23 protein-coding genes are annotated in these 24,619 nt (G+C 71.4%); 6 read left to right on the top strand and 17 right to left on the bottom strand.

All coding sequences use genetic code 11. The annotated features are described in order from the left end of the window. Positions 1-10: 10 nt before the first annotated feature. The 3 genes from G448_RS0114300 to G448_RS0114290 form a co-directional block, all read right to left on the bottom strand. The gene (locus tag G448_RS0114300; protein WP_034495500.1) at positions 11-871 is read right to left on the bottom strand and encodes a MurR/RpiR family transcriptional regulator; all 861 of its coding nucleotides are present in this window, start codon (positions 869-871) and stop codon (positions 11-13) included. 185 nt (positions 872-1,056) lie between these two features. Next, positions 1,057-2,250: a Fic family protein gene (locus G448_RS0114295; protein WP_026408535.1), complete on the bottom strand. Its 1,194-nt coding sequence runs from the start codon at positions 2,248-2,250 to the stop codon at positions 1,057-1,059. Between the two features lie 105 nt (positions 2,251-2,355). Next, positions 2,356-3,069, bottom strand: coding sequence for a CPBP family intramembrane glutamic endopeptidase (locus tag G448_RS0114290; protein WP_156911067.1), 714 nt, complete (start codon positions 3,067-3,069; stop codon positions 2,356-2,358). Between the two features lie 243 nt (positions 3,070-3,312). Here G448_RS0114290 and G448_RS0114285 point away from each other — a divergent pair, with 243 nt between their 5' ends. Then, positions 3,313-3,696: a thioredoxin family protein gene (locus tag G448_RS0114285; RefSeq protein ID WP_026408533.1), complete on the top strand. Its 384-nt coding sequence runs from the start codon at positions 3,313-3,315 to the stop codon at positions 3,694-3,696. An 80-nt stretch (positions 3,697-3,776) separates the two neighbouring features. Here G448_RS0114285 and G448_RS0114280 read toward each other — a convergent pair whose 3' ends face one another. The 5 genes from G448_RS0114280 to G448_RS16885 form a co-directional block, all read right to left on the bottom strand. Continuing rightward, a complete protein-coding gene (locus G448_RS0114280; RefSeq protein ID WP_026408532.1) occupies positions 3,777-4,466 on the bottom strand; it encodes a response regulator transcription factor in 690 nt (229 codons plus the stop codon). Next, positions 4,463-5,824, bottom strand: coding sequence for a sensor histidine kinase (locus G448_RS0114275; protein WP_156911066.1), 1,362 nt, complete (start codon positions 5,822-5,824; stop codon positions 4,463-4,465). Before G448_RS0114275 ends, G448_RS0114280 begins: the two co-directional genes overlap by 4 nt. Positions 5,825-5,922: 98 nt before the next feature. Beyond that, positions 5,923-6,741 carry an ABC-2 family transporter permease gene (locus tag G448_RS0114270; RefSeq protein WP_034495496.1) on the bottom strand — a complete coding sequence of 273 codons (819 nt, stop codon included), beginning with the start codon at positions 6,739-6,741 and terminating at the stop codon, positions 5,923-5,925. Beyond that, positions 6,738-7,499 carry an ABC-2 family transporter permease gene (locus G448_RS0114265; RefSeq protein ID WP_026408529.1) on the bottom strand — a complete coding sequence of 254 codons (762 nt, stop codon included), beginning with the start codon at positions 7,497-7,499 and terminating at the stop codon, positions 6,738-6,740. Before G448_RS0114265 ends, G448_RS0114270 begins: the two co-directional genes overlap by 4 nt. After that, positions 7,499-8,902: an ATP-binding cassette domain-containing protein gene (locus G448_RS16885; protein ID WP_084436822.1), complete on the bottom strand. Its 1,404-nt coding sequence runs from the start codon at positions 8,900-8,902 to the stop codon at positions 7,499-7,501. The genes G448_RS0114265 and G448_RS16885 overlap by 1 nt, the downstream gene beginning before the upstream one ends. A 202-nt stretch (positions 8,903-9,104) precedes the next feature. On the opposite strand from G448_RS16885, the gene G448_RS0114255 reads away from it, so the two are divergent. Both G448_RS0114255 and G448_RS0114250 read left to right on the top strand, forming a co-directional pair. Continuing rightward, entirely contained in the window at positions 9,105-9,596 is a 492-nt protein-coding gene (locus G448_RS0114255) for a Dps family protein (RefSeq protein WP_026408528.1), read from the top strand. 146 nt (positions 9,597-9,742) lie between these two features. Further along, positions 9,743-10,633, top strand: coding sequence for a macro domain-containing protein (locus G448_RS0114250; protein ID WP_026408527.1), 891 nt, complete (start codon positions 9,743-9,745; stop codon positions 10,631-10,633). On the opposite strand, the gene G448_RS0114245 is transcribed toward G448_RS0114250, so the two are convergent. Together G448_RS0114245 and G448_RS0114240 are read right to left on the bottom strand one after the other, a co-directional pair. Next, complete coding sequence (locus G448_RS0114245; protein WP_026408526.1) at positions 10,623-11,129, bottom strand: hypothetical protein; 507 nt, start codon at positions 11,127-11,129, stop codon at positions 10,623-10,625. The two genes, G448_RS0114250 and G448_RS0114245, sit on opposite strands and share 11 nt — an antisense overlap. A gap of 178 nt (positions 11,130-11,307) precedes the next feature. Then, the gene (locus G448_RS0114240; RefSeq protein WP_026408525.1) at positions 11,308-12,399 is read right to left on the bottom strand and encodes a DUF6177 family protein; all 1,092 of its coding nucleotides are present in this window, start codon (positions 12,397-12,399) and stop codon (positions 11,308-11,310) included. 797 nt (positions 12,400-13,196) lie between these two features. Between G448_RS0114240 and G448_RS0114225 the strand changes: the two genes are divergently transcribed. From G448_RS0114225 to G448_RS0114215, 3 genes are read left to right on the top strand one after another with little or no spacing between them, the layout of a single operon-like run. Beyond that, positions 13,197-15,146: a hypothetical protein gene (locus tag G448_RS0114225; RefSeq protein WP_156911065.1), complete on the top strand. Its 1,950-nt coding sequence runs from the start codon at positions 13,197-13,199 to the stop codon at positions 15,144-15,146. Positions 15,147-15,201: 55 nt separating this feature from the next. Next, positions 15,202-16,098, top strand: a complete 897-nt coding sequence (locus G448_RS0114220; RefSeq protein WP_156911064.1) for a hypothetical protein — start codon at positions 15,202-15,204, stop codon at positions 16,096-16,098. Positions 16,099-16,114: 16 nt separating this feature from the next. Continuing rightward, positions 16,115-16,807, top strand: a complete 693-nt coding sequence (locus G448_RS0114215; protein ID WP_026408521.1) for a hypothetical protein — start codon at positions 16,115-16,117, stop codon at positions 16,805-16,807. Here G448_RS0114215 and G448_RS0114210 read toward each other — a convergent pair. From G448_RS0114210 to hemB, 7 genes are all read right to left on the bottom strand, one after another. Beyond that, entirely contained in the window at positions 16,768-17,004 is a 237-nt protein-coding gene (locus tag G448_RS0114210) for a PspC domain-containing protein (protein ID WP_026408520.1), read from the bottom strand. The genes G448_RS0114215 and G448_RS0114210 overlap by 40 nt on opposite strands. A gap of 243 nt (positions 17,005-17,247) precedes the next feature. Beyond that, positions 17,248-17,988, bottom strand: coding sequence for a hypothetical protein (locus tag G448_RS0114205; protein ID WP_026408519.1), 741 nt, complete (start codon positions 17,986-17,988; stop codon positions 17,248-17,250). After that, complete coding sequence (locus tag G448_RS0114200) at positions 17,985-18,842, bottom strand: hypothetical protein (protein ID WP_026408518.1); 858 nt, start codon at positions 18,840-18,842, stop codon at positions 17,985-17,987. The genes G448_RS0114205 and G448_RS0114200 overlap by 4 nt, the downstream gene beginning before the upstream one ends. Before the next feature lie 18 nt (positions 18,843-18,860). Next, positions 18,861-20,516 carry an alpha/beta hydrolase gene (locus G448_RS0114195; protein ID WP_026408517.1) on the bottom strand — a complete coding sequence of 552 codons (1,656 nt, stop codon included), beginning with the start codon at positions 20,514-20,516 and terminating at the stop codon, positions 18,861-18,863. Between the two features lie 108 nt (positions 20,517-20,624). Further along, a complete protein-coding gene (locus G448_RS0114190) occupies positions 20,625-20,927 on the bottom strand; it encodes a hypothetical protein (protein ID WP_034495487.1) in 303 nt (100 codons plus the stop codon). Positions 20,928-21,178: 251 nt separating this feature from the next. After that, positions 21,179-22,597: a glutamate-1-semialdehyde 2,1-aminomutase gene (gene hemL, locus G448_RS0114185; protein WP_026408515.1), complete on the bottom strand. Its 1,419-nt coding sequence runs from the start codon at positions 22,595-22,597 to the stop codon at positions 21,179-21,181. A 748-nt stretch (positions 22,598-23,345) separates the two neighbouring features. Beyond that, positions 23,346-24,581: a porphobilinogen synthase gene (hemB, locus tag G448_RS0114175; protein WP_245572365.1), complete on the bottom strand. Its 1,236-nt coding sequence runs from the start codon at positions 24,579-24,581 to the stop codon at positions 23,346-23,348. Between the last annotated feature and the right edge of the window lie 38 nt (positions 24,582-24,619).

The following is a 24,619-nucleotide window of genomic DNA, read 5'->3' as shown; positions in this document are numbered from 1 at the left end:
GGCGGAGCCGCTACAGGTAACCGCGCATGAGGGTGAAGGTCTCCTCGACTCTCTCGGCGCGGAGGTGCTCGGGGCGCTCGGCCGCCACCGCGTCCAGAATCGCCTCGAGGACGACGAGTGTGGCCACCCGTGTCCGGAACATCGCCTCCTGGGTGGCCAGCGGTGTCGTCAGAAGGATGTCCGCCAGGGGCGCGAGCGGACCGGTGCGTCGGTTGGTCAGGAGGATCGAGGTGGCGCCGCGCCGGTCTGCCAGGCGCAGCAGGGCTTCGACTGGAACCGGGTGACGGTCGAAAGTCGCAGCGAGGACGACGGCGTCGGCCTCCAGCCCGGTCAGGGCGTGCGCCCAGCGGTCGGTGCCGTCCAAGACGGTGACACCGCCTCTGAGGTAGGACAGCAGGAGGCCGAAGTACTGCATGAGGGGCCGTCCCGTGGCGACAGCACCCAGGTAGAGGGGGCGATCGGCGTCGCCGACCAGTGCGCAGGCGCGGGCGAAGGCCTCCGCATCGATCGCGGAGGAGCATCCGGAGAGCACCTCCTGAGCCGAGCCGACGCGCTGCTCAAGGACGGACTGGGGCGACGGCGCAGCGTCGTCGTGCATCCGCCGGAGGCGCTCGACCGGTAAGGACAGCTCCTCGCGCACGCCGGCGCGCAGGATTCGGCTCATGGCGCGGAAGTCGGAGTATCCGAGCTTGCGCGCGAACCGGCCCACCGTCGCCGAGGAGACCCCCACGGCGCGGCAGACCTCCTCGAGGTTGAGCAGGGCAGCGCCGGGCAGGTTGTCCTCATAGAAACGGGCGACGTCGAGCTCGCGTGCGGTGAGGCGGGCGGACGCGAGCCTGTCCAGGAAAGGACCGTCCTCAGATGGCTCCACGGTGTCCAATTTATCGGAGTCGCCGGGTCGGAGGCCGTCACTCGCGTACGCCGTCGGGGACACTTTGCCGCCGACGGGTGCGGTTTGCGCGTTCGGGGACAGGAATCCTGTACCCGAACGCGCAGGATGTCCCCGCCCGGAGCGGCGCGCAGCCGGCCGCGCGGAACGTCCCCGGTTGGGTGGGGTCAGGCGAGCAGGACTTTCAGGACGGCGGGGGCGGCGAAGCGACGGGGCTGCGAGTGCGACTCGATGACCTCGAGCACTCCGATGTCGACCAGCTGGCCGATGAGCGTGTTCGCTCGTCCGTAGGACACCCCGAGGACCTTCTCCGCCTTGCGCACCGTGAAGCTCGGATTCGCCACCGCGAAGTCGACCAGGTCGAAGGCGTGCGCCGACCGCAGACGGGACGAGCGCACCGTCTCCTTGAGGTCGTGGTGCACGGTGGCCAGGGCGAGCATTTGCGCGCGCGTGCCGGCGGCTGCGGCGGCGAGTCCTTGCGAGAAGAAGGCGAGGAAGGTGTCCCAGTCTCCGTGGGTGCTCACCCGGAGAAGGGCGTCATAGTACTCGGGGCGGCGCTCCTCGAACCACGGGGAGACCGTCAGCGTCGGCTCGCTGAGGACGCGTGAGCCGAGGAGGGTGAGCACGATGAGGAACCGGCCCAGGCGCCCGTTCCCATCCCGGAACGGATGGAGGGTCTCGAACTGGTAGTGGGCCATGCCCGCGGAGATGATCGGATCGATGCTCCCGTTGTGGTCCCGGCGCAGCCAGTCGACCAGAGCGCGCACGCCGGAGTGGAGGCGATCTCCCGGCGGCGCCGGGACGAATCGGCTTGTATGAATCGGGGCGGCGCCGGGCCGAGCGCCGGGCTGGCGTCCGATGATGACCTGACCGTCGCGGAGTCTGCCGGATACCGGTTCAAGCGGCGTACCCCTCATGAGCTCGCCCTGAAGGTCCTCGATGAAGGCGAGGGTGATGGGACGGCCGTCCTGCGTCCAGGAGAAGCCGCTGTTGGCCATGCGGACGTAGTTGAGGATCTCCAGCATCTCGGCGGTGTCCGGTGCGTCGTCATCGGCGGTGAGTACCTCGCGCAGGGGCGCGTAGGTCCCCTCCAGGGCCGACGTCGACTGCGCCTCGCGCCGCAATGACGGCATCCGCAGAAGGTACGGGTTCGGCAGCTGCTGCGCCGTGGCGTCGAGCGCGGCCAGCGCGCGGCCGGCTGCCGCCACCATCCGGTAGGTGCTTCCGCTGAGGACCGGCTCGTCGTCGCCGAGCGGCGCGGGGATGAAGGCCTTGTGCCGCCAGTCGCCGGCAACCGGGTCGGAACCGGCGATGTCCACCAGTTCTCCCATGTCGTCGTTGACGAACATGCTCAGATCCATGATGTCAGTCTAAGGGCGCTTGTGTGACATCTTAAGGGGGAGGATTGCAGACAACGGTCACTTCCCGAACATCGGGCGCGGGAGATGCTCGTAAACGAGTACACCTCAGGCGGTTGAGCCCGCCAGCACGGTCGCCAGGCCCAGGCCGTTGACCAGGACGTGGACCAGGATCGGCCCGATGAGACTGCGCTGGCGGACGTAGAGCACGGACTGGATGAGGCTGAACACCGCGTAGGGGATGATGTTCCACAGCTGGGCGGCGTCGTGGTTCACCAGCACCGCTGCCGCCACGTGCTGGAAGCCGAAAGCGAGCGCCACGGACGCGTGCGCCAGCGGCGAATTGACCTTCAGGAGGGGGCGCAGCAGCACGAAGCGGTAGAGCACCTCCTCCACCACGGGGCCGGCGACCGCGACCATCAGACCCATGAGGATCGGCGCTCGAAGAACCAGGGCTCTGACCATCTCCTGGTTGGTGTCGGCGCCGGGCAGACCCAGGACCTGCACGACGAGAGGCCACGCGAAGGCATTGAGGGCGAAGGCCAGGACGAATGCGAGCAGGACGTCGAGCACGGCCCGCCACCCCCGCTCCCTGAACGACATCCAGGAGGTCCGGATGATGGACACGAGGATGACCGCTGCGATCACGTACAGGACCCGCCCCGGCCACGGGGAGTTCACGAGCCCCAGCCCTGCCAGAGCATTGCCGAGCATGTAGAGGGTCACGGCCGGCAGGCCGAGCAGCAGGTGCCACCGGCGCAGGGGCTCCAGGGCCTGGAGCGGGGAGGAGCGGGGTTTCTTCGCCGAACCGGCTGATCGCATCGGGCCACTGTAGTGCCCGACGGGCGCGAACCCGTGGCGCCGCGACTCGACGGGCCACCGGCCCGCGCCCCGGCCGCGCACCGGAACGCGCCGGGCCCGGGCCGCCACCGGGCCCCACTGGGCCCCGTCGGGTTCGGGCCGCCGCCGGGCGCTCCCGACGGCGGCCCGGACCGGTGCCGTCGGAATACACCGGACCCGGGCCCCGTTGCGTCTGCCGGTACACGAGTCCCGGAAGGAATCACCATGGCCACCACGAACATCACCGGCGAGCAGTTCAACTCCACCGTCCGCGGCGAGGGCATCACCCTTGTCGACTTCTGGGCCTCCTGGTGCGGCCCGTGCAGGCAGTTCGGCCCGGTCTACGAGCGGGCCTCCGAGGCCAATCCCGACATCACCTTCGCCAAGGTCGACACCGAGGCAGAGCAGGGGCTGGCGCGCGCGCTGGGCATCTCCTCCATCCCGACCCTCATGGCCTTCCGCGACGACGTCCTCGTCTATCACGAGGCGGGAGCACTGCCGGCCAAGGCGCTGGACGCCCTCATCGACCAGGTTCGCGGGCTCGACATGGTCGAGCTCAAGCAGAAGATCGCCGAGGAGCGGGCGCAGGCGGCCGACCAGCAGGCCTGAGGGACCCGCCCCCGTAGCGGTCGTGCCCGTCCGGGGAGCCCAGGCCGATCGGCGGGTCCGAGGGGCCCGCCCCCAACGCCTCACCCCGGGACATCGGGCGCGTCGCGCAGGATGATGACGAGCTGGACGCGGTCGCGCAGCCCCAGCTTGCCCAGGATCCGTGTGACCGACTTCTTGACCGAGTCGGGCTGGATGAACAGGCGCCCGGCGATCTCCGCGTTCGTCAGCCCCTGCGCGACCAGGCCGGCCACCTCCCGCTCCCTGGGGCTGAGGGCCCCCAGGCGCCTCCGCGCATCGCGCTGCTCGGGCGTGACCGCCCGACGGGTCATGTGCTGGTTGAGCATCTGACGGGTGATACGCGGGGTGAGAACGGCGTCGCCCGCCGCCACCGCCCGGATCGCCTGGTGCAGTTCGCTTCTGCGGGTGTCCTTGAGGAGGAACCCCGAGGCGCCGGCCCCCAGGGCGCCGAAGGCGTAGTCGTCCTGGTCGTAGGTGGTCAGCACGAGCGTCCTGATCGTCGGGTAGCGGCGGGTGAGGGCGGCGGTGGCGTCAATGCCGTTGAGGACGGGCATGCGGATGTCCATGAGCACGACGTCGGGCAGGTGCTCGCCCCGCGCGGTCAGGCCGGAGAGCTGCTCCAGGGCGTCGCGGCCGTGAACCGCCTGGGCGATCACGCGCAGGTCCTCGGCCTTGTGGATCGTGAGGGTCAGGCCCATGCGGGTCGGCCTCTGGTCGTCGACGACCATGACGGCGATGGTCGGACCGGTCATGACCGCTTCCCGCGGGCGACGGTCGCGTGCAGGCGCCAGCCGGCGTCCGTCGGACCGGCGACGAGCGCGCCGCCGCGGGCGGCCGCGAGCGCGGCCAGCCCGGCCAGGCCGTGGGCGCGGGCGGGGACGCTCGCGGGCGGCCCCGCCCGGCCGGTCCCGTCGGCGCCGATTCTGTCCGCCCCGTCGTCCGGGCCGGCCTGAGAGCGGGGCGCGTCGTCCCGGATCCCGCTCGCGACGGGCCGGACGGCGCCGTCGTCGACGACGGTGACCGCGGTGCGGCCGGGGGCGTGATCGAGCGCCACCGTGACCCGGGTGGCGCCGTCGGCGTGGCGCATGACATTGGTCAGGGCCTCGCGCACGAGCGTGAAGACGGCGTCGGCGACACCGGGGTCCTGCGGGCGCGGCCCGGTCTCGGTCAGGGCGACGGCGAGCCCGGTGCGGCGGGTGGTGTCCAGGATGGCGGCCAGGTCGTCCCAGCTGTGGGCGCGATCGGGCTCCGCGGGCGGATTCCCGTCGACGGCGCCGGCACCGACGGTGGTGGTGGCGGTGCTGGCAGCGCCGTCGTCGGCGGTGCCGTCGCCGTCCGGATCGTCCGCCTCGAGGCGGGGCTGGAGGGCGTCGACGGCGCTGCGGGTGTCGGCCAGGCTCTCGCGGGCGAGGGTGTTGACGGTGGTGATGGCCTCGTCGAGCTCGGGGGCGTCGGCGGCGCCCGCCAGGCCCTCGGTCAGGGCGATAATGGCGGTCAGGGAGTGCCCCACGGAGTCGTGGAGCTCGCCGGCCACGCGCGCCTGGCGGCGGGCGGCGTCGCGCTGCGCCATGAGCCGGTGCTCGGCGGCCTGGGCGGCGAGCAGGGCGTCGCCGTGCTCCAGGGCCTCCCGGCGGGACCGGGAGGTGGCCGCCGCGGTGACGACGACGGCGAGCAGGAGGACCTCCGGCGTGATCCAGCCGATGAGGGGGGATGCGAGGCTGGTCGCGACCGGGGGGAGGGTCCAGCAGGCGAAGACCACGAGCAGGCCGACAATGCGCTGGGTCGTCCCCGCAATGACGCACAGGGAGTAGAGGGCCACCAGCGGCGGGATCGTGAAGGTCGCGTCCTGCGGCCCCCACAGGCCCACGCCCGCGCAGACCAGGCCGGTCAGGATGACGGCCGCGAGCGGCCGGCGGCGCCTGCCGAGCAGGGCCGCGGCGACGAGCAGGGCGAGCCCCAGCAGCGGTCGGATATCGGCCCGGGGCTGGATGATCAGGACCCGACCCGCGATGAGCAGCTCGAACAGGCCCATGGCGAGTGCCACCGCCCACAGCGTCGCGGCGGACGCGCGCCATCGGGCGGCGAGCCGGTCCAGGGGGGTTCGCGGCACCCGCGGGATCGCGGGCCTCGGGCCGCGGGAGGGCGGTGTCGGCGTGCTCGCGGATTCGCGCGGGGCCATGAGCCCCAGGTCGCGGGAGGGCGCCGCGCTCATGAGACCCGGCCGGCGGCGCGCCGCAGCGCCGTCGTCCACACCAGGGCCCAGGCGGCGGCGATGGCGGAGGCGAGCGCGATGGACCCCATGGAGGCGATGCTACCGGGGTCACGAGAGGCGCAGGCCGCGGTCATGAGCGACAGCGGGTAGAGGGCCGAGACCGGAGGGACGATCAGCGTCACGGCGCAGCCGGCGATGGTGGCCACCAGCACGGTGGACATGACCGAGGCGAACGAGGTCATGACGACGCCGAGCCAGGCGACGAACACCTCGACGGCCAGGATCGACAGGGCGACGGGGACGAGGCGCGCCGCGTAGGGGCCGAGCCCCGCCGGGTCGAAGCCGAGCAGCAGCCCGGTGGCGATGAACTCCCCCAGGAGCACCAGAGCGGTGAGCAGCGCGGTCTGCGCCATGTGGAGGAGCTTGCCCGCGACCATGGCGCCTTGCAGGCGGTTGGCGCTCATGCGCTGCCAGTTGCGCCCCTGGTGCTCGCCGGCGGCGGTCTGCGCGGTGAGCGCCGCCACGAGCAGGGGCAGGAACAGCATGGTCGGCAGGAGCGTCGCCTGACTCCACACGGCGAGCCAGGTCGTCCCCTGGGCGTCGAATTCGGCGCGGAACGAGGTGTACTGGTACCAGCCGCCCGCCATCCCGAGCGCGCACAGCGCCGCCAGCGCCGCCCAGTACCAGCGGTTGGAGGCCTTGCGGTTCTCCCACGCCCAGGCCGCTCGTACCGACGGCCCGGCGGGCCGGGGGCGCGGGGGTCGCGCGGTATGCGCCGGGGCGGCGGGGAGGGGGAGTGCTGTCGAGGTGCTCATCGGTGGTTCTCCTTGTGGACGACGGCGAGTCTGGCCGCCGCGACCCAGACGGCGGCGGCGATGACGGCGAACAGGGCGCCCGCCCACGGGTGGGCGACCGTGACGGGGGCGTGCGCCCGGAAGGAGGCCAGGCTGGAGAAGGGGTTGCCGGCGACGGCGACGCCCCAGGGGAGCAGCCAGCCCAGAGCCTCCAGGTGCGCGGAGGGCAGCCCCGAGCACAGCACCCCCGCCAGCGCGCCCGCGGCCAGCCCGACCCCCTGCTTGTCGACGCAGGTCGCCAGGGCCAGCTGGACCGCCGTCGCCGCGACGGAGGCGGCGAGCATCACCACGAGGGCCGGCCAGAGCGAGTCCCGGTAGGCCGCCGTCGGGCGCAGCCCCATGCCGGGACCGACCAGGGCGATGAACGCCAGGAGCGACGCCTGCCCGAGCGCGACGGCGAGGGACCCCAGGGCCAGCTTCGCGTCGAAGCGAGCGGCCCCGCGCTGCCCCAGGGCGGTGAGCAGCCGGCCCATCCGCTCCTCGGTGTCCACCGTCGCCAGGCGGGAGGTCAGCAGCGCCGCGACGAGGGGCAACACCATGGCGCACAGGCTCAGACTCTCGTTGAGGCTCAACCCCAGCAGGCGCTGCTCGGCCGTGCCCCCGGCGCGCTGGCCGGTGGCGGCCGCGACCCAGGCCAGTTCCAGGCCGGCGCCGCCCGCGGCCATGAGCCAGAAGCGGCGCCGCTTGATCTTGCGCAGCTCCATGCCGAGGGCGCTCATCAGCGGCCCTCCCGTCCGGTTGTGAGGGGGGCGGCGGGGGCGGCGCTGGCCGTTCCCGCGGGCGCCGGGGCGGCGGGGGCGGCAACCGCGGCCGCGGGCGCCGGGCGGGCGCCGGGGCCGGGCGGGGCCGCCGTTGGGCGGGTGCCGGGAGCGGACAGCGCCGGGGCGGCGTCCGCGACCGGGCCGGGCCGGTGCGGGTGGCCGAGCGGGTCCGTCAGCTCCAGGAAGGCCTGCTCCAGGGTCTTGCGGACCGTCTGCACCCGGAAGACCGTGCCGCCCGCGCGCACAATGCGGGTCACGAGCCCGCCCACCGCCTCGTCGGGCAGCATGGGGGTGCGCACCGTCCGGCCGCGGACCCGGTGGGCGATCCGCTGCTCGGCGAACAGGGCGGCCGCGCCCGCCGGGTCGGAGACGGTGAAGTCGATGACGCCCTCGTCCTGAAGGCCTGACAGCGGGCCCTGGTAGCGCAGGCTCCCGGCGCAGATGATGCCGACGACGTCGGCCATCTGCTCGATCTCGCTGAGGATGTGGGAGGAGACGATGATGGTCACGCCCTCCTGCCGGGCCAGGGACACGATGAGCTCGCGGATCTCGGCGACGCCGGCCGGGTCCAGGCCGTTGGTGGGCTCGTCCAGGAGCATGAGCGGCGGGTCGGCCAGCAGCGCCATGGCCAGTCCCAGGCGCTGCTTCATGCCCAGCGAGTAGTCCTTGACCAGCTTCTTCTCCTGGCCGGTCAGTGCGACCGTGGCCAGGGCGTGCTGCACGCGGGCGCGGGGCAGGCCGAGGTAGTCGGCGATCATGGCGAGGTTCTCCGGGCCGGTGAGCCTGGGGTAGTAGGAGGGGCCCTCGATGAGTGAGCCGATGGCGCCGGACGGCAGCGACGAGCGGGGGCTCACCGGGTGGCCCAGCACGCTCATGGTGCCGGAGGTGGGGCGGGTCAGGCCGAGCAGGAGCTTCATGGTGGTGGACTTGCCGGCGCCGTTGGGGCCCAGGAAGCCGTAGATGCCGCCGCGCGGGACCCGCAGGTCCACGTGGTCGACGGCGTGGAAGCCGCCGTAGGTCTTCGTCAGGCCGTCGGTGGTGACGACCAGGTCGTCGGCGCGGGGGCTCCGGGGGCGGCCGGGGGCCTGCGCCGGGACGGGGCGGGCGGTCGCGGCGCGGGCGGGGGCGGAGGGAGCGGCCGGGACCTCCGGGTACGCCGCGGGCGTGGGCGCGGAGCCGGCCGGAGTGGGGACACCGGCCGGGGCGCCCGGGATGGACGGGGCGCCGGCTGGGCCCGCCTGACCCGCTGTGGGGGCGGCCGGCTGGTTGGACGGGCGGGGGAGTCGTCGGCCGGTCCGGACGGTCCGCCGCTCCGGCGTCGCCCACTGCGGGAGTACTGCCGTGTTCGCTGAGGTGCTCATGGATCCATGACAGTGCGCGGACCCGGCCCCGCGAACCGGGAGGGCGCGATCTGTCCTCCGTGGGGGACCGCCGGCGCGGGCGCCGCTCCGGCGCAGGGGCGCGCGGACCGGCCGGGCGCGGGTGCCGGACGTGGTGTTCGACCTGTTTCCTCAGGGCGATAGGACGTGGCCATCGGCAGGAGGGGATCGTATGGTGATGGCCATGAGCGCTAAGACCGTCAAGAACCCGCCCGTCGCCCCCGCCTTCACCGCCTCCGCCGAGCTGCGCGCCGACCTCCAGCGCGCGCTGATCGACATCACCGTCCTGAGCCTGGTCGGCAAGCAGATCCACTGGAACGTCGTCGGCCCGAACTTCCGCGACCTCCACCTCAACCTCGACGAGGTCGTCGATATCGCGCGCGAGGGCTCCGACGAGCTCGCCGAGCGCATGCGCGCCATCAACGCCTACCCCGACGCCCGTCCCGCGACGATCGCCGCTCAGACCTCGGTGCCCGAGGCCCCCGAGGGCGGCGTCATCACCTCCGACGCCGTCGACTACATCGTCGCCGCCATCAACGCGGTCACCACGACGCTGCGCGACATTCACGACGCCGTGGACGAGGCCGACCCCTCCTCCTCCAGCATCCTCGAGGACTACACCCAGCGCCTGGAGCAGCAGAGCTGGTTCCTCTCCGCCCAGAACTACAGCGCCTGAGCTCCGGCGCCAGAACCGCCGCAGCCCGGCCCGCGGAGCTCTCCCGTCGCCGAGATCGGTTCAGTTCCGTACCGAGATCGGTCGAGTTCCGCGTCGAGATCGGTCCGGCTGCGCGCCGACTGCTGGCCGACCGCTAGCCTGACTTCATGCCGCAGTCCGTACCGGCCGCCGCGCACGCCGACGTCGCCCGCCTGATCCGCCTCACGCAGCACTTCGCCACCGAGGCCGTTCGGGCGGGCGACGTCGCCGCGTTCCCGCCGCCCGCCGCGCTGGCCGAGCTCCCACCGGTCGAGCTGCGCCGGCTTCTCGACGGGCTGCTCACGATCCGTCCTCCCCGGCCCATCCCCGACGACGACGTTCGCGAGGACCTCGACGAGATGCTCGCGGCCGAGGCCGCCCAGCGCGTCCGCGACGCCGGTGCCCCCGACGCGCGGGCCCTGCCGACCCTGTCCGCCACGCACGGCGTCGACGGGCCGCTGGGGGAGCGCGTCGCCCTGTGGAGGGGCGACCTGACAACCCTGCGCGCGGGGGCGATCGTCAATGCCGCCAACGCCGAGATGCTCGGCTGCCGGGTGCCCGGCCACACGTGCATCGACAACGTGATCCACGCCGTCGCCGGACCGGGCCTGCGGGCCGAGTGCGCCGAGTACATGGAGGGGCGCGGCGGCCGCCCGGAGGAGACGGGGCGCGCCCTGCTCACGGGCGGGTATCACCTGCCGGCCGAGCACGTCATCCACACGGTCGGTCCCGTCGTCGAGAGAGGGGTCACCGAGGAGCACCGCGCTCTCCTGGCGAGCTCCTACCGGTCCGTCCTCGGCGTCGCCGCCGACGCGGGACTGGACTCCGTCGGCCTGTGCTCGGTGTCCACCGGGGTCTTCGGCTACCCCGAGGAGGAGGCCGCCCGACTGGTGGTCTCGGTGATCGACCGGTGGCTGGGCGCGCACCCCGAGGCGGGCCTGCGCATCGTCATCTGCGCCTTCGCGCAGGAGGACGTGGACGCCTACGAGGGCGCGTTGACGACCGCCGTCAGCGGTTGAGGTCCCCCGTACTGGCGGAGTTCCTCGTTCCGCCGGTGCGCTCGTGGTAGGCGGCGACATTGGCGTCCATCCAGTCCGAGTCGGCCTGCCACCGGCCGTCCTCCCCGCGCGACCAGTGCCACGGCTCGGGGAAGGGGATGACCTCGCCCTTCAGGACCGCGAAGCCGCCGCACATGCCGGCCACGTCGAGAGCGACGTCGATCCACATGTCGTAGTCCGCGCCGTAGGGCACGTAGCAGTGCGTGAGGATCGCGGGCTCCCACGCGGACGGGGGCTGCGCACCGACGATCCTCTCGACCTCGCGGGGGTCGACGACGAAGAAGGGGCGCGGAGTCTCAATGGCGGGACGGGACGGCATGTCGTGGGGGACGATGCCCAGGATGGAGTTGTCGGGGGTCGGGCTGAGGGTGAACTTCGGGGTGCGCGCCAGAGTGGCGTTGACGAACATGGGGGTCTTGGGGATCTCGGGCGAGATGATGGTGACGATACGAGGCAAGATCGCTCCTCAGGGTCGGTCGGATGGGGCGGTGCTGTTCGCCACGAGTGAGCCCAGGAGCCGGGGACCGATCGCGCGCGTGCGACCGGAGGCCGATCCGCGTTCGAGGGCGCTCATGAGTCGGCTCCGCCTGACACGGGCGGTGTCGAGAATGGCCGCATCTGTGCCTCGTGCCATGTCAGTCCTGGCTCTTGGGGCCGAAATGGGATGAGGGCGCGGCGGCCGGACCCGCACTTGTCTTGGGCGCGAGCACGCGGGCGAGATTGCCGTTGTCGCCGTCGAGTGTGCTGAGCAGGCTGGACATCGCGTCCCAGGCGGGCTCCCGGCCGGAGTCGAGCGGGATGAGGACGCCGTGGCGACGGCCGCGTCCGGTGACCGAGCCCCCGTGCTTGCTGGCAACGGCCTCGGGATCGACCCGCAACCGACGGATACCGGGCGCCCCGATGAGGACGGCCATCGGAGTGGGGACCGTACGAGCAGTCGGGGGGAGGGTCCCGTCGTCGTTGCCCGCGGTGCGGAGGACCAGCGCGAATTGGGGCTTGAGCTCGGTGCCCACCGCCTGGAGGAACGTGTTGACCCGATCCTGCCACCAGGCGGGTTCGATGTGAGTGGGGAGCACCGTCATCTCGAGGTACTCCTCGAGACCGTTCTCAGTGCGGTTGATAGTCATGGAGCCCGAGGCCACCGAGCGGCCGGGACCGTGCGCGGCGAGAATCATGTGGGCTTCCGGCGTGTTGTCCCGAGCGGTCTTCGTGAAGGTCTTGCGGTCCCAGACGGCGCCGGCGGGTTCGGTTCGCGCCCAGCTCAGCACAGTGCCCTCGGGCATGAAATGGGCGCATATGAGCTCGGCGACGCGGCCGAGGACCGTGGAGAGTCGCGCGCGGTGGTAGATCGAGGCGGATACCGTGAGGAGGGGGGTCAGGTCGTCCTGCTGGAAGTGGGCCTCCGAGACGACGATCCGAGGGTCGTCGCGGTTCGAAGCGGCTGGGCGGATCTCGGGAGTCCAACGGCCGGTGCGGAGGTCGCGGTATCCCCCGGAGCTCTCCCGGACGAGCACGATGCAGCCGGTGGCGTCCACGAGGCGGTCGAAGGCCGGGGTCAGCCGCGCCTTCGGCGGGATCGTGATGACGAGGTCCTTGTCGGTGGTGGTCCGAACCAGGTGGATGAAGTCCGCGAGGCCCTCGTCGAAGGCGATGCACGGACCCGCCAGGGTTGTGATGGCGACCTGGTCGCCGACCTTGTAGTCGTAGTAGGGGTGCGGATGAGACACGTCTTCTCACTCCTGAGACACGGCGATGGTCAGGTTTCCGATTCGAATGAGCAGCAGGACCCGCCCGAGAATCGCGACGATGAGATGGTCACCGTACCTCACCTCTGCGGCAGGTGTTCGGGGTGATCCTGTCGACATCGTGGACGGCGTCTGCAGGATCGTTACTGTCTGGTCGGAGGGGCGCCTTCGGCCAGCAACCCCTGTGAATGAAGCCGTACTATGTGGTGTGAGAAGTCGAGGGGCTTCGATATGGGCGTGAGTGCGCTCGGTACTCTGACCGAGAAGACTCCGACGTCGAGCGACGATCCAGGTTCGCTGGCCAAGCAGCCGGTGGTGATGGCCGAATTCCGGGAGGGTCGATGGATTCCGATAAGTTGACTGTTGCGTGTGCGTCGTTGACTGGTCCGGTGTGGGCTGGGGTGTATGTGATGCGTGTGCGTGTTCATGCGGTGGGGGGTGGTTTTGAGTATGTGGTTCCGCCGGGTGTGGTGGCTCGGTGGGATCGTGATGCGGGTTTGGTGGAAGTGCCGTTGGGGGGTCCGTGTCCGCCGGGGTTCGTGGCGGATGCTGGTCGGGATGCGTGGGTGCTGCGTCTGCCCGGGCGTGCGCTGGTCGAGGGTTTCGTGGCGCGGGCTCGTGCTGTGCTTGATGGTGCGGCTGTTGAGGTGGTGGAGGTGTGGGGTGAGCGGGCGCGTGTTCGCCGGGCTCCGTGTGATGAGGCGGATGGTGGGGGTGCGGACGCCGGTGACGGGGGTGGCGGTGCCGATCCGTGCGGGGGCGATGGTGGTGGTGCGTGGGTGGATCTGGGTGCGCTGCGGGATGTGGTCGTGCGGCAGACGTATCGTCTGGTGGGGTGCGCCTGCAATCCGCGGATGACGGATCAGGTGGAGGAGGCTCGTATCCGCAGTAACAGGCGTCCGGTGCCGGAGTTGATGTTCCCGGCTGGTTTTGATGCCATGGGTTCGCCGGAGCGGGCGGGTGGTCTGCCGCTGGAGGTGTGGGACTCTCCGTGGGCGGCCCCTGTGCCCTGCACCAGTCAGTGGTACATCGTCCTGGACGGGCGCTTGTACCCGCGTGGGTCTGCGGGAATGCATTACATGGCGACGGGCAAGTCGGCTTATGACGTGGTTCTGCACGGGTGGTGGTCGCCTCGGCCGGTGGGTCTGCCGATGCGCCCGTACGGGGGAGGTCTTGTCAGTGAGCCGCTGGCGGCTGGCCGCAGCGAGGGCGAGATCAACGTGGGGACAGTGCGGGCTCGTTGGCGGGGTCAGGATGTGGAGGTCACTCGGGTTGTCTATTCCCGTGCGTATCTCAAGACCGTGGTCGTCAGGGGGCGGGGGCGTTTGACGTCGTGGGTTGGTCCGGTGCGGTTGGATGAGTTGGAGGATGTGCGGTTCGAGGCGGAGGTCAGGCGCAGGCCGGGGGCGGGGGCGTGGTCGTTCCTGCGGGTGTGGGGGTTGGCCGAGGATGCTGAGGGTGAGGTGGAGGGTCGTCTTGAGCGTGGGGTGTGGCAGTCTTGGCCGCGGGCCGGTGGTGTGGCGCCGCTTTCGTGGTGCGGGCCGGTTATGCCGTTGTATCCGTTGCGTCGTGGTTCGTTGTCGGGGTGGGAGGAGCGTTTCGGTGGTCTTGCTCCGTCGTTGACCGGTCCGGTGTGGGCCGGGACGTATGCGACGAGGGTGCGGCGTCATGATTGGGTGGATCTTCTGCCTGCGGGTGTGGTGGCCCGTTGGGACGTCGAGGGTGATCCTGAGCATGTGAGTGTGCCGGGGTCGGTGCCGTGCCCGGAGGGGTTTGTGGCTGACCCGGATCGTGGGGTGTGGGTGATGGAGGTGCCCGCGGATGCTGGTGTGTCGGGGTTCGAGGCGGTGTCGTGGGCGGTGCTGGAGGAGTCTCCTGTTGAGGTGGTGGAGGTGTGGGGTGAGCGGGCGCGTGTTCGCGGGTGCGGTGACGCCGGTGAGGGCCGGTGGGTGGGGCTCGGTGCGTTGAGGCAGGTGGTGGTCGAGCGCACGGCCGTCCTGTGCAAGGAACGGGACTCGTTGGAGGTGCGGCGTGATCCGGTGTCGTCCGGGTATCCGTCTCGGCTCGTGTTCCCGGTGGGTTTCGATGCGTGGGCCTGCCCGCAGCGCTCCGGAGGGGTGGACGCCCGGCGGTGGCCGTCGCCGCTGTGCGGTCCCGTCCCGGCCTCCGGGCAGTACCTCGTCTATGCCGGTGTCCCGTATCCGCTGGTTGATTCGCCTGGGACTCGGTACGACTGGGGTGAGCCCGGCTTTCACATCGAGGTTGACAGTTGGTGCCGGGCTCCGGCGGAGCTGGGGCTGCGGCAGCTCCATGGGGACCTGGTGTCCCGTGACCTCTTTGTCGACGAGTGCGAGGGACTCCTATGGGTGGGGCGTGTGCGTGCTTGGTGGCGGGGGCGTGAGGTGGAGGTGGTGCGTGTGGCCTACGCCTACGCCTATGTGGCGCCGTGGGTTGATGAGGTTGATGGGGAGGAGTCGGTGCGGGGTGGTTCGGGTGACTCGGATGGTGGTTCGGTCGGGTTCGATGAGCTGATCGGTCCGGTGCGTTTGGATGAGTTGGATGATGTTCGGTTCCCGGTGTCGATCTCCCGGCATTCGGAGGCGGGGTTGTGGCACTTCCTGGAGATGTGGGGCCTGCCCGCCGATGAGTGCCGCTATCGTGTTGAGGCTCATATGGACCACGGCGCCTGGCCGGCCTGGCCACGGGTAGTGGATGCCGAACAGGCATGACATGAGACATGGCACAATAGATTGTCCTGATGCGACCTGACGTGAAGGAGTTCCGGTGGCTCGTTGGCTTGAGAAATTCGTGAACAAGGAGATGTTCGACCGGTACATCGGTCACGGTGAGGACCAGGTCCACGGTTATGCCGTGGATGCGAGGGCCATTCGTCCCACGGATACCTCCCGTGAGCTGTTCGAGGCGCTCTTCCTGGAGTGGCCGGTCACTGAGCAGACGCGGGTGGCGGGTATCGCCACTCTGCGCTTCCCCCTGTGGCCCACTGATCGGGCCATCGCTGCCATGGGCGGGACGACGTCGGCCGAGCAGGCGATCACCAAGGGCCCCATCCTGGAGCATCCCCCGTTCGACGGGCGGGGGATGGTCAAGCTGCCCGGCGATCCCATCGCGGCCCTGTCCTATGTGGAGCCGACTCGTCTGAGGGCCGGGGCCCAGTTGATCAAGCATGAGGCCGACGGCTCGCCCGAGAGCCTGATCGCCACCTACGGCGGGGCGCGTATCGGGTGGGTCCTTCCCGAGGGCACCCCGCTGAAGGCGCCGCCCCCGTTGGCGCCGGTCAACCCCTTTCTGGGGCCGCAGGTTCGCAGGCGCGGCGAGCAGACCTCGGACCCCGCGGACCTGGTCGTCTCCGACGACGACGCGCTGGTCGAGGTCTACAACCTCGCGTCCGGGACTGACGCCGCGCCACTGGAACCCGGTGAGATCGCCGAGGTCGGTTTCATGCAGACGCGCGTCACATGGAAGGGACTCCCCTGCCTGCTGGCCGGGCGGGCCGGTCAGGGCCAGTTCCGGCTCCTGTCACTGGCGTTGAACGCCTACGCGGCGGAAGAGCGCGGCATGACGCGCATTGAGGCGGGCGTGTACGAGGCGGTCATACCCGGCTCCGACCTGCCGCTTCCCGAGATGATGATGCGCACGCCGCCCTCCTGGCCGCACGAGTGACGGGACGCCTCCCAGCATGGTGCCCGCCTCGCTGACGGTTCGTGCGTCGCTGCGTTGGGCCGTGACCCAGTTGCGGCGCCAGCCGGTGCTGTTTCTGCCCGGTGTCCTGTGGGTGGGGTCCGGGATCGGGTTCTCCTATCTCATTCTCGACGTGCTCCACCTCGCGCCCAACCTCAGCGACCCGTGGACGATACCGTCGCTGCTGACCACGGTGTGCATGATCTGGATGGGTATGCTTTCCCAGACCCGGGCCTCGCTCGCGGTGGCCGCCGGCGAGCATCTGCGACCACGGCACCTGGTCACGCTGCCCAACGCGCATCGGGCCCTGCCCACGATGCTCGCGTGCGGGATCATCGGCCTCGCCTCCCTCGCCGGAGGGCTGTGGTTCGTCCTCGTCTACTTCTGGATATTCGCCACGCGTTGTGCCATGTCCACCGCGCCGCGGCGAAAAGGGGCCTTCGCCGAGTCCTTCGCCCTCATGCGGCGGCCGGGGGCCGGCGGGCCCGTCCTGGCCGCCGCTGCGCTCGCCGTCGTCGGCTGCGTCAGCCTGGTCGGATGGATCGTGCTGTGGCCGCTGGCCGACCTCATGATCACCTACATCTATGTCCGTCTAACGGGAACGGGGCCCAGAGGAGACGCCGTCGTCCTCGGCGGCCGTCCGCCCGCCGCTCACTCGGGCTCGGGCATGAGGATCCAGGCGACGACGTAGACGACCCACATGGGCCCCGGGAGCAGGGCCAGGGCGAGGCAGGCGAGGCGCACGAGCGTGGGGCTCACGCCCCAGTACTCGGCCAGCCCGCCGCAGACTCCGGCGATCAGTCGGCGGTACGAGCGGCGGGGGAGCGTGGATCGCCAGCTCTCGGTGCGGGCGGACAGGGACGGGTCGGACGGGTAGTGCTGTGTCATGACTCAAGCGTGCCGTTCTCCGAATTCGATCGGTATCCGGGAGTCCCCTGACTCTTCCCTGGTCGGCCCGAACAGGTCACACGTCCACGCGGAAAAGGACGATCCGGAAGCGGGCGCGGGGCCGAAGCCCGAACGGGTCGCACACCCCGCCGGCCCATGGGCGCCGTCGGGAGAACCGTCACGGGCGCCGGGGCGCCTGGGCGGTTCGGGCCCGGACTGCGGCAGCGGCCCGGCGGCCCGCTCTCAGTCGTCCCAGGTCCCGTTGCCGCCGGCCTGCGGGGCGCGGCCGGTGGTGCGCAGGTAGCCGGGGACGACGTCGGTGCCCGACGGCCATCCCCTCAGGGCGGCGCCCTTGTGGCAGCCGGTGGAGACGACGACGGAGGTGGTCACCCCCAGGCGCAGGGAGATGGAGGCGTTGTCGCTGTCCCGGTAGAAGGTGGCTCCGGGCTGGTTGGTCTGATCATCGGGGGCGACGGCGAAGCCGGCCTCCTCGGCGATCGGGCTGACGGCCGCCAGGGCGGCCTCGCGGTCGTCGAGGTGCCCTCCCGAGGCGAGGTCGTAGAATTCTCCGGCCTTGCCGAACGGGCAGTCCATCCACGTATCCCGGAAGGCCTGGTAGATGGGCGTGCCCTCGGCCGGCGGTGTCCACTCGCCTGCGCCGAGCGGGGTCAGGGCGTCGTAGATCCTCACCTGGAGCGCGAGTGCGTCGGAGCGGGCTTGGGTGAGGGGGATGTTGTCGCCGGTTCCGGTGAATGCACGAGGGGCGTTCTCACGGGCATGGGTCTCGTAGGACATGCGCCAGAGGGGGACGACGAACACGACGTACAGGACGAGGGTGACGACGGCCAGAGTGCCCCACCTCCACCGGGAGGCTCTGCTGAGGCCCCAGAAGAACTTGTCCGAGGACGTCTCGGGGGACTCGGAGGAGGGCCCTGAGGGCTCGGCCGGGGGCGTGTTGTGGGTGTCTTCGGGTTCGGAGGTCATGGGGTTGTCCTGGGTCGTGGGGTTTTCCTTGGTCGTGGGGTTCTTTCGGGTCGTGGGGTTTTCGTGGGGGTTGGTGTGGCCTGGGGTGGTGTTGCTTGGGGTGGTGGTTGGTCGGTGGCGGGTGAGGGGATGGGGTTGGTGGGGGTCTGGGTGGGCCAGGTGTCGGTGTCCGGGTAGACGTCGCGGTCTTCGGTTGCGCCACGGCCGGTGGTGCGCAGGTAGTCGGGGACGGCCTCGGTGCCGGTGGGCCAGTCCTGGAATGGTGTGCCGGGGTGGCAGCCGGTGGTGATCACGATCGCGTATCCGGAGAAGTAGATCCGGGCGCCGTCGGAGAGCCTGCGGTACTCCTTGCGGCGGGTGTCGTTGATGAAGCCGTGGGGGGCCATGATCTCCTCGATCACGGCGTTCTCGCGGTCGGTCTGGGGATCGTCTCTCGGGGTGGTTCTGGCCGCTCTGGCCAGGAAGTAGCGTTCGTTGGTGGTTCCTTCGGGGCAGACGGGTTCGTTGTATTCGCCGCCGATGCGGGCTTGGTAGCCGCCTCCGCCGGGTCCTGGTGCTGGGGGGACCCAGGCGTCGACGATGTGCTCACGGGTGAGGGTGTCGTAGATGGTCAGGAGGAGGTTGAGGGTGTCGGTGCGGGCCTGGGTGATGGGGATGTCGGGGCGGGGGCCGGTGAACCTTTCGGGCTTGGTGTTGGGGTTGATCCCCTCGATGAGGAAGGTGCCGCAGCCGTAGATCGTGGCGTAGGCGAAGGCGACCACCAGCAGTACGCCCGCCCCCCGCTGCCACCAGACGCGGGAACGGGTGCGACCGGGGCACTTGGTGGTACCCGGATCGTCGTTGCTGGTGTTCATGAGCGGGCCTCCCGGGTTTCAGCGATCGACGTAGTCCGGATCGTCGCCGCCCAGGATGTTCCCGAGATCGTGCAGCGACGTGGTGCCGGGGTTGGTGTAGTTCGAATGCATGGAGGACGAGCCCAGACCGTCCTGCTTGTCGGTGTCCAGGGCGGTGAAGTCGGAGTCCGGATCGGTGGTCGGGTTCCCGCCGTAGACGCCGGAGGCTGCAACAACGTCACCGTTCGCGGCCGCGGCGTACGAGTGGTCGGGCAGCATGTTCAGATCGGAGGCATCCACCGTCGTGGCGCCGGGAGACCCCCATATCGCGACGTCGTCGGGCGCCGTCGTCTCCCGCAGCGCGTATCCGGTGGCCGTGGACCCGTAGGAGTGGCCGCCCGCCACCAGGTGCGGGTCGCCGTGGTGGGTGGCCTGGACGCCGTCGTAGAAACCGGCGAGGTCCGGACCGGCCTTCTCTGCCTCGTTGTCATTGAGGACGGTGCCCGTGGAAAAGGTCAAGGTCTCCCCCCAATTGGGCGCATCGTATCCCAGCCAGGTCACGCCCGCCACCGTCTCGGAATTCTGATCGCCGGGTTTCGCCCAGCTTGGATCGACTTTTTCCATAATGTTCTCGGTGTTCTTGACACTCCCGCCAGGCTGTCCGTCGTCCCCGGCGAGGCCGCCGGCGACGGTGGTCGTCATGCCGGGCGTGTAGACGAGGACGTGGGCGGCGCCGTCCACGTCGCCCGAGCCGACCGCCGCCCGGAGATGGTCCCCGGAGTTGTCCAGCACCAGCAGTGAACGGCCCGCTGCGTCCGAATCCTCACTGAACATGGCGGACAGTGCGTGAATGTCCTTCTGCTTCTGGAGCAGGGCGGCGTACTCGGGGGTCAGGGCCGATTGGACCAGCAGACTCTCGTTTCCGCCTGCGGTGAGCCCGGGCGAATTCGTCTTCGGCCCGCTGAAGTCCTCCACCTGCTGGTCGATCTCCCTCTGCATGATCGGCAGCCAGACCCGGTTGGCGGCGTCCCTGTCCTTCATGGGAATGCCGTTCAGGTTCCCGATCCACCACGGGTTGTTCGTGATGATGTCCTGCTGCTCCTCGGGACTCAGGGCCGTCCACCAGTCGTTGACCTCGTCGGGCGTCCAGGAGGGGTCCGGCTCCTGCTTCCCGGCGTTGACCACATCGGCCCGCGGTCCGAGGGCCGTGTCGTCCAGGCCGGCGATGTCGTCGTAGACGCCCTGCAGGAGCACCACCGTGTCCTCGACCTGCTCCATCAGGCGATCGACCTCCTCCTGGTAGGAGGCAAGGACTGAGTGGACATCGTCGGCGAATCCCCGAACCCGGTAGGAGTCCGGGACCTCGACGATGCCGTTCGTGATGGTCAGTTCTCGCGCCTCCACTCGGCCCTTGATGCCCCAGGCCTGGTTCATGAGGCTGTCGACCGTGGTCGAGGCGTCGATGAGATCGTTGCCGGAGTGACCCAGGGCGGTCCACAGGTCCATGGCGTCGTCGGCGAGGATCCGCCGGGCCTTGGCCTCCGCCTCGGCGGTCTTGCCCTCGAGGCCGTCGGTGCTGAGACCGGTCAGCTCGTCGTACACGTGCTCGTACTTGTTCGCGACCGCCTTGAGCGCGTCCCCGGCGTCGTACAGGGACGTGCCGCTCCAGGTCAGGACATCATCGAAAGTCGTCATCGCATCTCCGAAATTTTCCGATATGGTCAGAGTCGAGGGGGTGAGAGGATCGAGGGTGAGCCGTGGGCGCTGCCGAGCGCCGGCTCCAGCGCGGCCGGCCCGAGTGAGTCAGTAGTCGCCGAGCCGCGGGACGTCGGCGGCGGCCGCCTCGTCGGCGGCGGCGATGCCTCGCGTGGCGTCGTAGATGCCGGTGGAGTGGTCGGTGAGCCGGGATGAGAATCTCCTCCTGGCTGTGGAGACGGAGTCCGCGGCGTTCGATGCCTTGAGGCTCAGGCCGGCCCCGCTCAGGCCGCCGGAGGTGCGCACCTCCTCGTCGCCCGACGTCGCGGTGATGACGTCGGCGCAGTTGGACACGGTCGTGCTGATCGTGGAGGTCGTGCTGTAGCAGATCTGCAGGGCGGGCGGAGTCATGAGAATCTCATCATCATCGATGCGTGCGCGATGCGCGTGGCGATCGGTCGTTGTACTCGTCGGGTCAGGGCTGGAAGGATCGAGAACTGCACGGTCGATGTCAGCCTAGTCCCGAGACCGCCGGAAGTGAATGGCTGTCCGGACGTATGCGATGAGGGCGCAGATGGTCGGGGCGACCTCGGCACTCGCGGGTCAACCGGGAAATGACCCGCCGGGGCGGGACGCCGCTACTCGGCGATCACTTCGGGGAATCACTCGGGCCGCGCGGAGGCCGCGGCCCGCGCCGCCGCCGGCGCCGCGTCCGCGATGCGCTCCAGCTCGGCGTCGGCGTGCGCGGCCGAGACGAACCAGGCCTCGAAGACGCTCGGCGGCAGGGCCACACCCGCCTCCAGGAACGCGTGGAAGAACGGCCCGAAGCGCCACGCCTCCTGGGCGCGCGCGCCGTCGTAGTCGCGCACGCCGCGCTCGGCGGCGTCGGGTCCGAACATGACCGAGAACAGCGAGCCCGAGCGCTGCACCCGGTGCGCCACCCCCTCGGCGTCCAGCGCCGCGCCCACGACCCGTCCGATCTCGCGCGCGCGGGCGGCGACGGTCGCGTAGACGGCGTCGTCGGCCAGCTCCAGCGTCGCGAGCCCGGCCGCCGTGGCCAGCGGGTTGCCGCTCAGCGTCCCGGCCTGGTAGACGGGCCCGGCCGGAGCGAGCAGCTCCATGACGTCGGCCCTCCCGCCGAGGGCCGCCAGCGGCATGCCGCCGCCCACCACCTTGCCGAAGGTCAGCAGGTCCGGCACCCAGGCCGCCCGCTCGCGCCAGTCGGCTCCCGGCCACGACGGCGCCGAGGCCACCGCGGCGCCGCCGTCGGGCAGATCGACGGCCCAACCGTCCAGGGCCTCCAGACCCCAGAACCCGGCCGGACCCACTCGGAGGCCGGTCAGCACCTCGTCGGCGATCATGAGCGCGCCGTGCGCCGCGGTCACCCGCCGCACCGCCGCGTTGAAACCGGGTGCGGGCGGCACGATCCCCATGTTCGCGGGCGCCGACTCGGTGATGACGGCGGCGATCTCCTCCCCGCGCTCCGCGAAGCACTCCTCCAGGGCGGCCGGGTTGTTGTAGGGCAGCACGATCGTCTGCGCGGCGACCTCCCGCGGCACCCCCGCCGACCCGGGCAGGCCGCCCGTGGCCACCCCGGAGCCGGCGGCCGACAGCAGCCCGTCGCTGTGCCCGTGGTAGCAGCCGGCGAACTTCACCACCAGGTCGCGACCGGCCGCCCCGCGCGCCAGGCGCACCGCCGTCATCGTCGCCTCGGTGCCGGTGGACACGAAGCGGACCCGCTCGGCCGCGGGCACGCGGCGCCGCACCGCCTCGGCCAACTCGGTCTCGGCGGCGGTGGGGGCGCCGAAGGACAGGCCGCGGGACGCCGCCCGGCGCACGGCCTCGACGACGGCGGGGTGGGCGTGCCCGAGCAGTGCCGGGCCCCACGACCCCACCAGGTCGACGTAGTCGCGCCCCTCGGCGTCGATGACGCGGGCGCCCCGGGCGCTCTCGATGAAGGCGGGCGTACCGCCCACCGACCCGAAGGCGCGCACGGGGGAGTCCACGCCCCCGGGGATGACGGCGCGGGCGGCGTCGAAGAGGGAGGCGTTGGTGGTCGGAGTCGAGTGCGAGGGCGTCATCGTTCCTGCTGCGGCGGGTCGGTCGGTGGTGGGCGGGTCGGTGATGGGCCGGTCGAGCTGTTGAGTATCACCGGAGCGGACTCTACCGGTTCGACCTCGGCAGGACCGGCTCGATCTCCGCCGGACCGACGTGCGCAGGTCCGGGTGCGCGGGCCCCGGTCGCCGCCGCCACGCATCGATCCGCCGCAGCCCTGCTGGCTCGACGCGCGCAGGCCCCGGAGATCCTGGGAGCCGACGCCGGCAGCCGCTTCGACGCGGGACCCGGTGCGCGGGTCCAGAGCCGATGCCCGCGCCCGGGTGCGCCTGCGCCGCCCTCCCGGGTGAGGCCCGTCCCGGGATACCCCGGAGCAGCCCGTTTCGGCGCCGGAGTGTCCAAATCTGCCACAAAGGCCCGGGACCGGTCGGGGTGCACGAAGAGAATCGTTGGTATTCCGGGCCTTGCTTCACCGTCAATGCCGGCCCGCGACGCCTTTGCGGCAGATTTGGACACCCTCCTGTCCGGACGAGTCCTGCTAGGCCACAGGAGCCCCACGCTCCCACCGTCCCGCACTGATGGAGGACGGGCAGGTGGGGCGGGGTCTTGGCGGACACGCCCCGACGTCGTCCCGCACTGATGGAGGACGGACGCGGCCGCCGCGCGATGAGAGCGCCGGCCGGCCGGCGGGCCGGGCTCGGGGGCGTCCCCGAGCGCGCCCCGGGCCTCCGCTGCGGAGGCGCTGGCCGGCGGGTCGGGTCCGGGAGGCGCGCCTCAGTCGAGCCCCTCGGCGATCTCACGCGCCCAGTAGGTGAGCACCGTATCGGCGCCGGCCCGCACGATCCCGAGCACCGACTCCGCGATGACCCGTCCGCGGTCGATCCACCCGTTGGCGGCCGCCGCCTCGACCATCGCGTACTCGCCGGACACCTGATAGGCGGCCACCGGCACGGGACTGGCGGCCGCGACGTCGGCCAGCACATCCAGGTACGGGCCGGCGGGCTTGACCATGACCATGTCCGCGCCCTGCTCGACGTCGAGCATCGCCTCGCGCAGTCCCTCGCGGCGGTTGGCCGGATCCTGCTGGTAGGTGCGCCGGTCTCCCTTGAGGGCGGAGTCCACGGCCTCGCGGAAGGGACCGAAGTAGGCCGAGGCGTACTTCGCGGAGTAGGCCAGGATGGCGACGTCGTCGTGCCCGGTGGCGTCCAGGGCGGCGCGGATCGCCGCGACCTGCCCGTCCATCATGCCCGAGGGCGAGACCATATGCGCCCCGGCCTCCGCCTGGGAGACGGCCATCGCCTGGTACAGCGCCAGGGTCGAGTCGTTGTCGACCTCCCCGGCGCGCGCTCCCGGCCCGGGGCGCACGAGCCCGCAGTGACCGTGGCTGGTGAACTCGTCCAGGCACGTGTCCGCGCACACGACGACATCGTCGCCCACCTCGGCGCGCACCGCGGCGATCCCGCGGTTGAGGATCCCGTTCTCGGCCCAGGCCCGCGAGCCGGTCTCGTCGCGAGCGGCGGGCACCCCGAACAGGTCGATCGCCCCGACGCCGGCCTCCGCGCAGGCGGCGGCCTCGCGGCGCAGCGAGTCCAGGGTGTGCTGGACGACGCCGGGCATGGCGCCGATCGGGACCGGCTCGTCGATGCCCTCGCGCACGAAGGCCGGCAGGATGAGCTGGGCTGGGCTCATCCTCGTCTGGGCGACCAGTCCCCGCAGGGCGGGCGTTCGCCGCAGACGGCGGGGCCGCACGGCGGGCACCACCGGCCCCGGGACGCCCCTGCTCACGAGGACGTCGGCCGCCGGTGACGTGGCGGGGTCGGAGGGGGTGGGCAGGGCGCCGGCGCGCAAGTCGGCTGCGGGGCCGGTCTCGGGGCCGCCTGCGGTGTCGTCCGCGGGGCCGGCTGGTGGACCGGAAGCGGGGCCGGTTGCGGCGCGGGCGGCCGAGCCGGCTGCGGCGCGGGCGGTGGGGCCGGCCGTCCGCTCGGTCGGGCGGGTCGAGGAAACGGTCATGGGGCGTGCCTTCTCATGCGGGGGGGCTGGTGTCGCGA

The sequence above is a fragment of the Actinomyces gerencseriae DSM 6844 genome, assembly GCF_000429265.1.
Taxonomy (GTDB): domain Bacteria; phylum Actinomycetota; class Actinomycetes; order Actinomycetales; family Actinomycetaceae; genus Actinomyces; species Actinomyces gerencseriae.
Note: the sequence above shows the minus strand (reverse complement) of the source record. Positions and strands in the feature narration are given on the sequence as shown.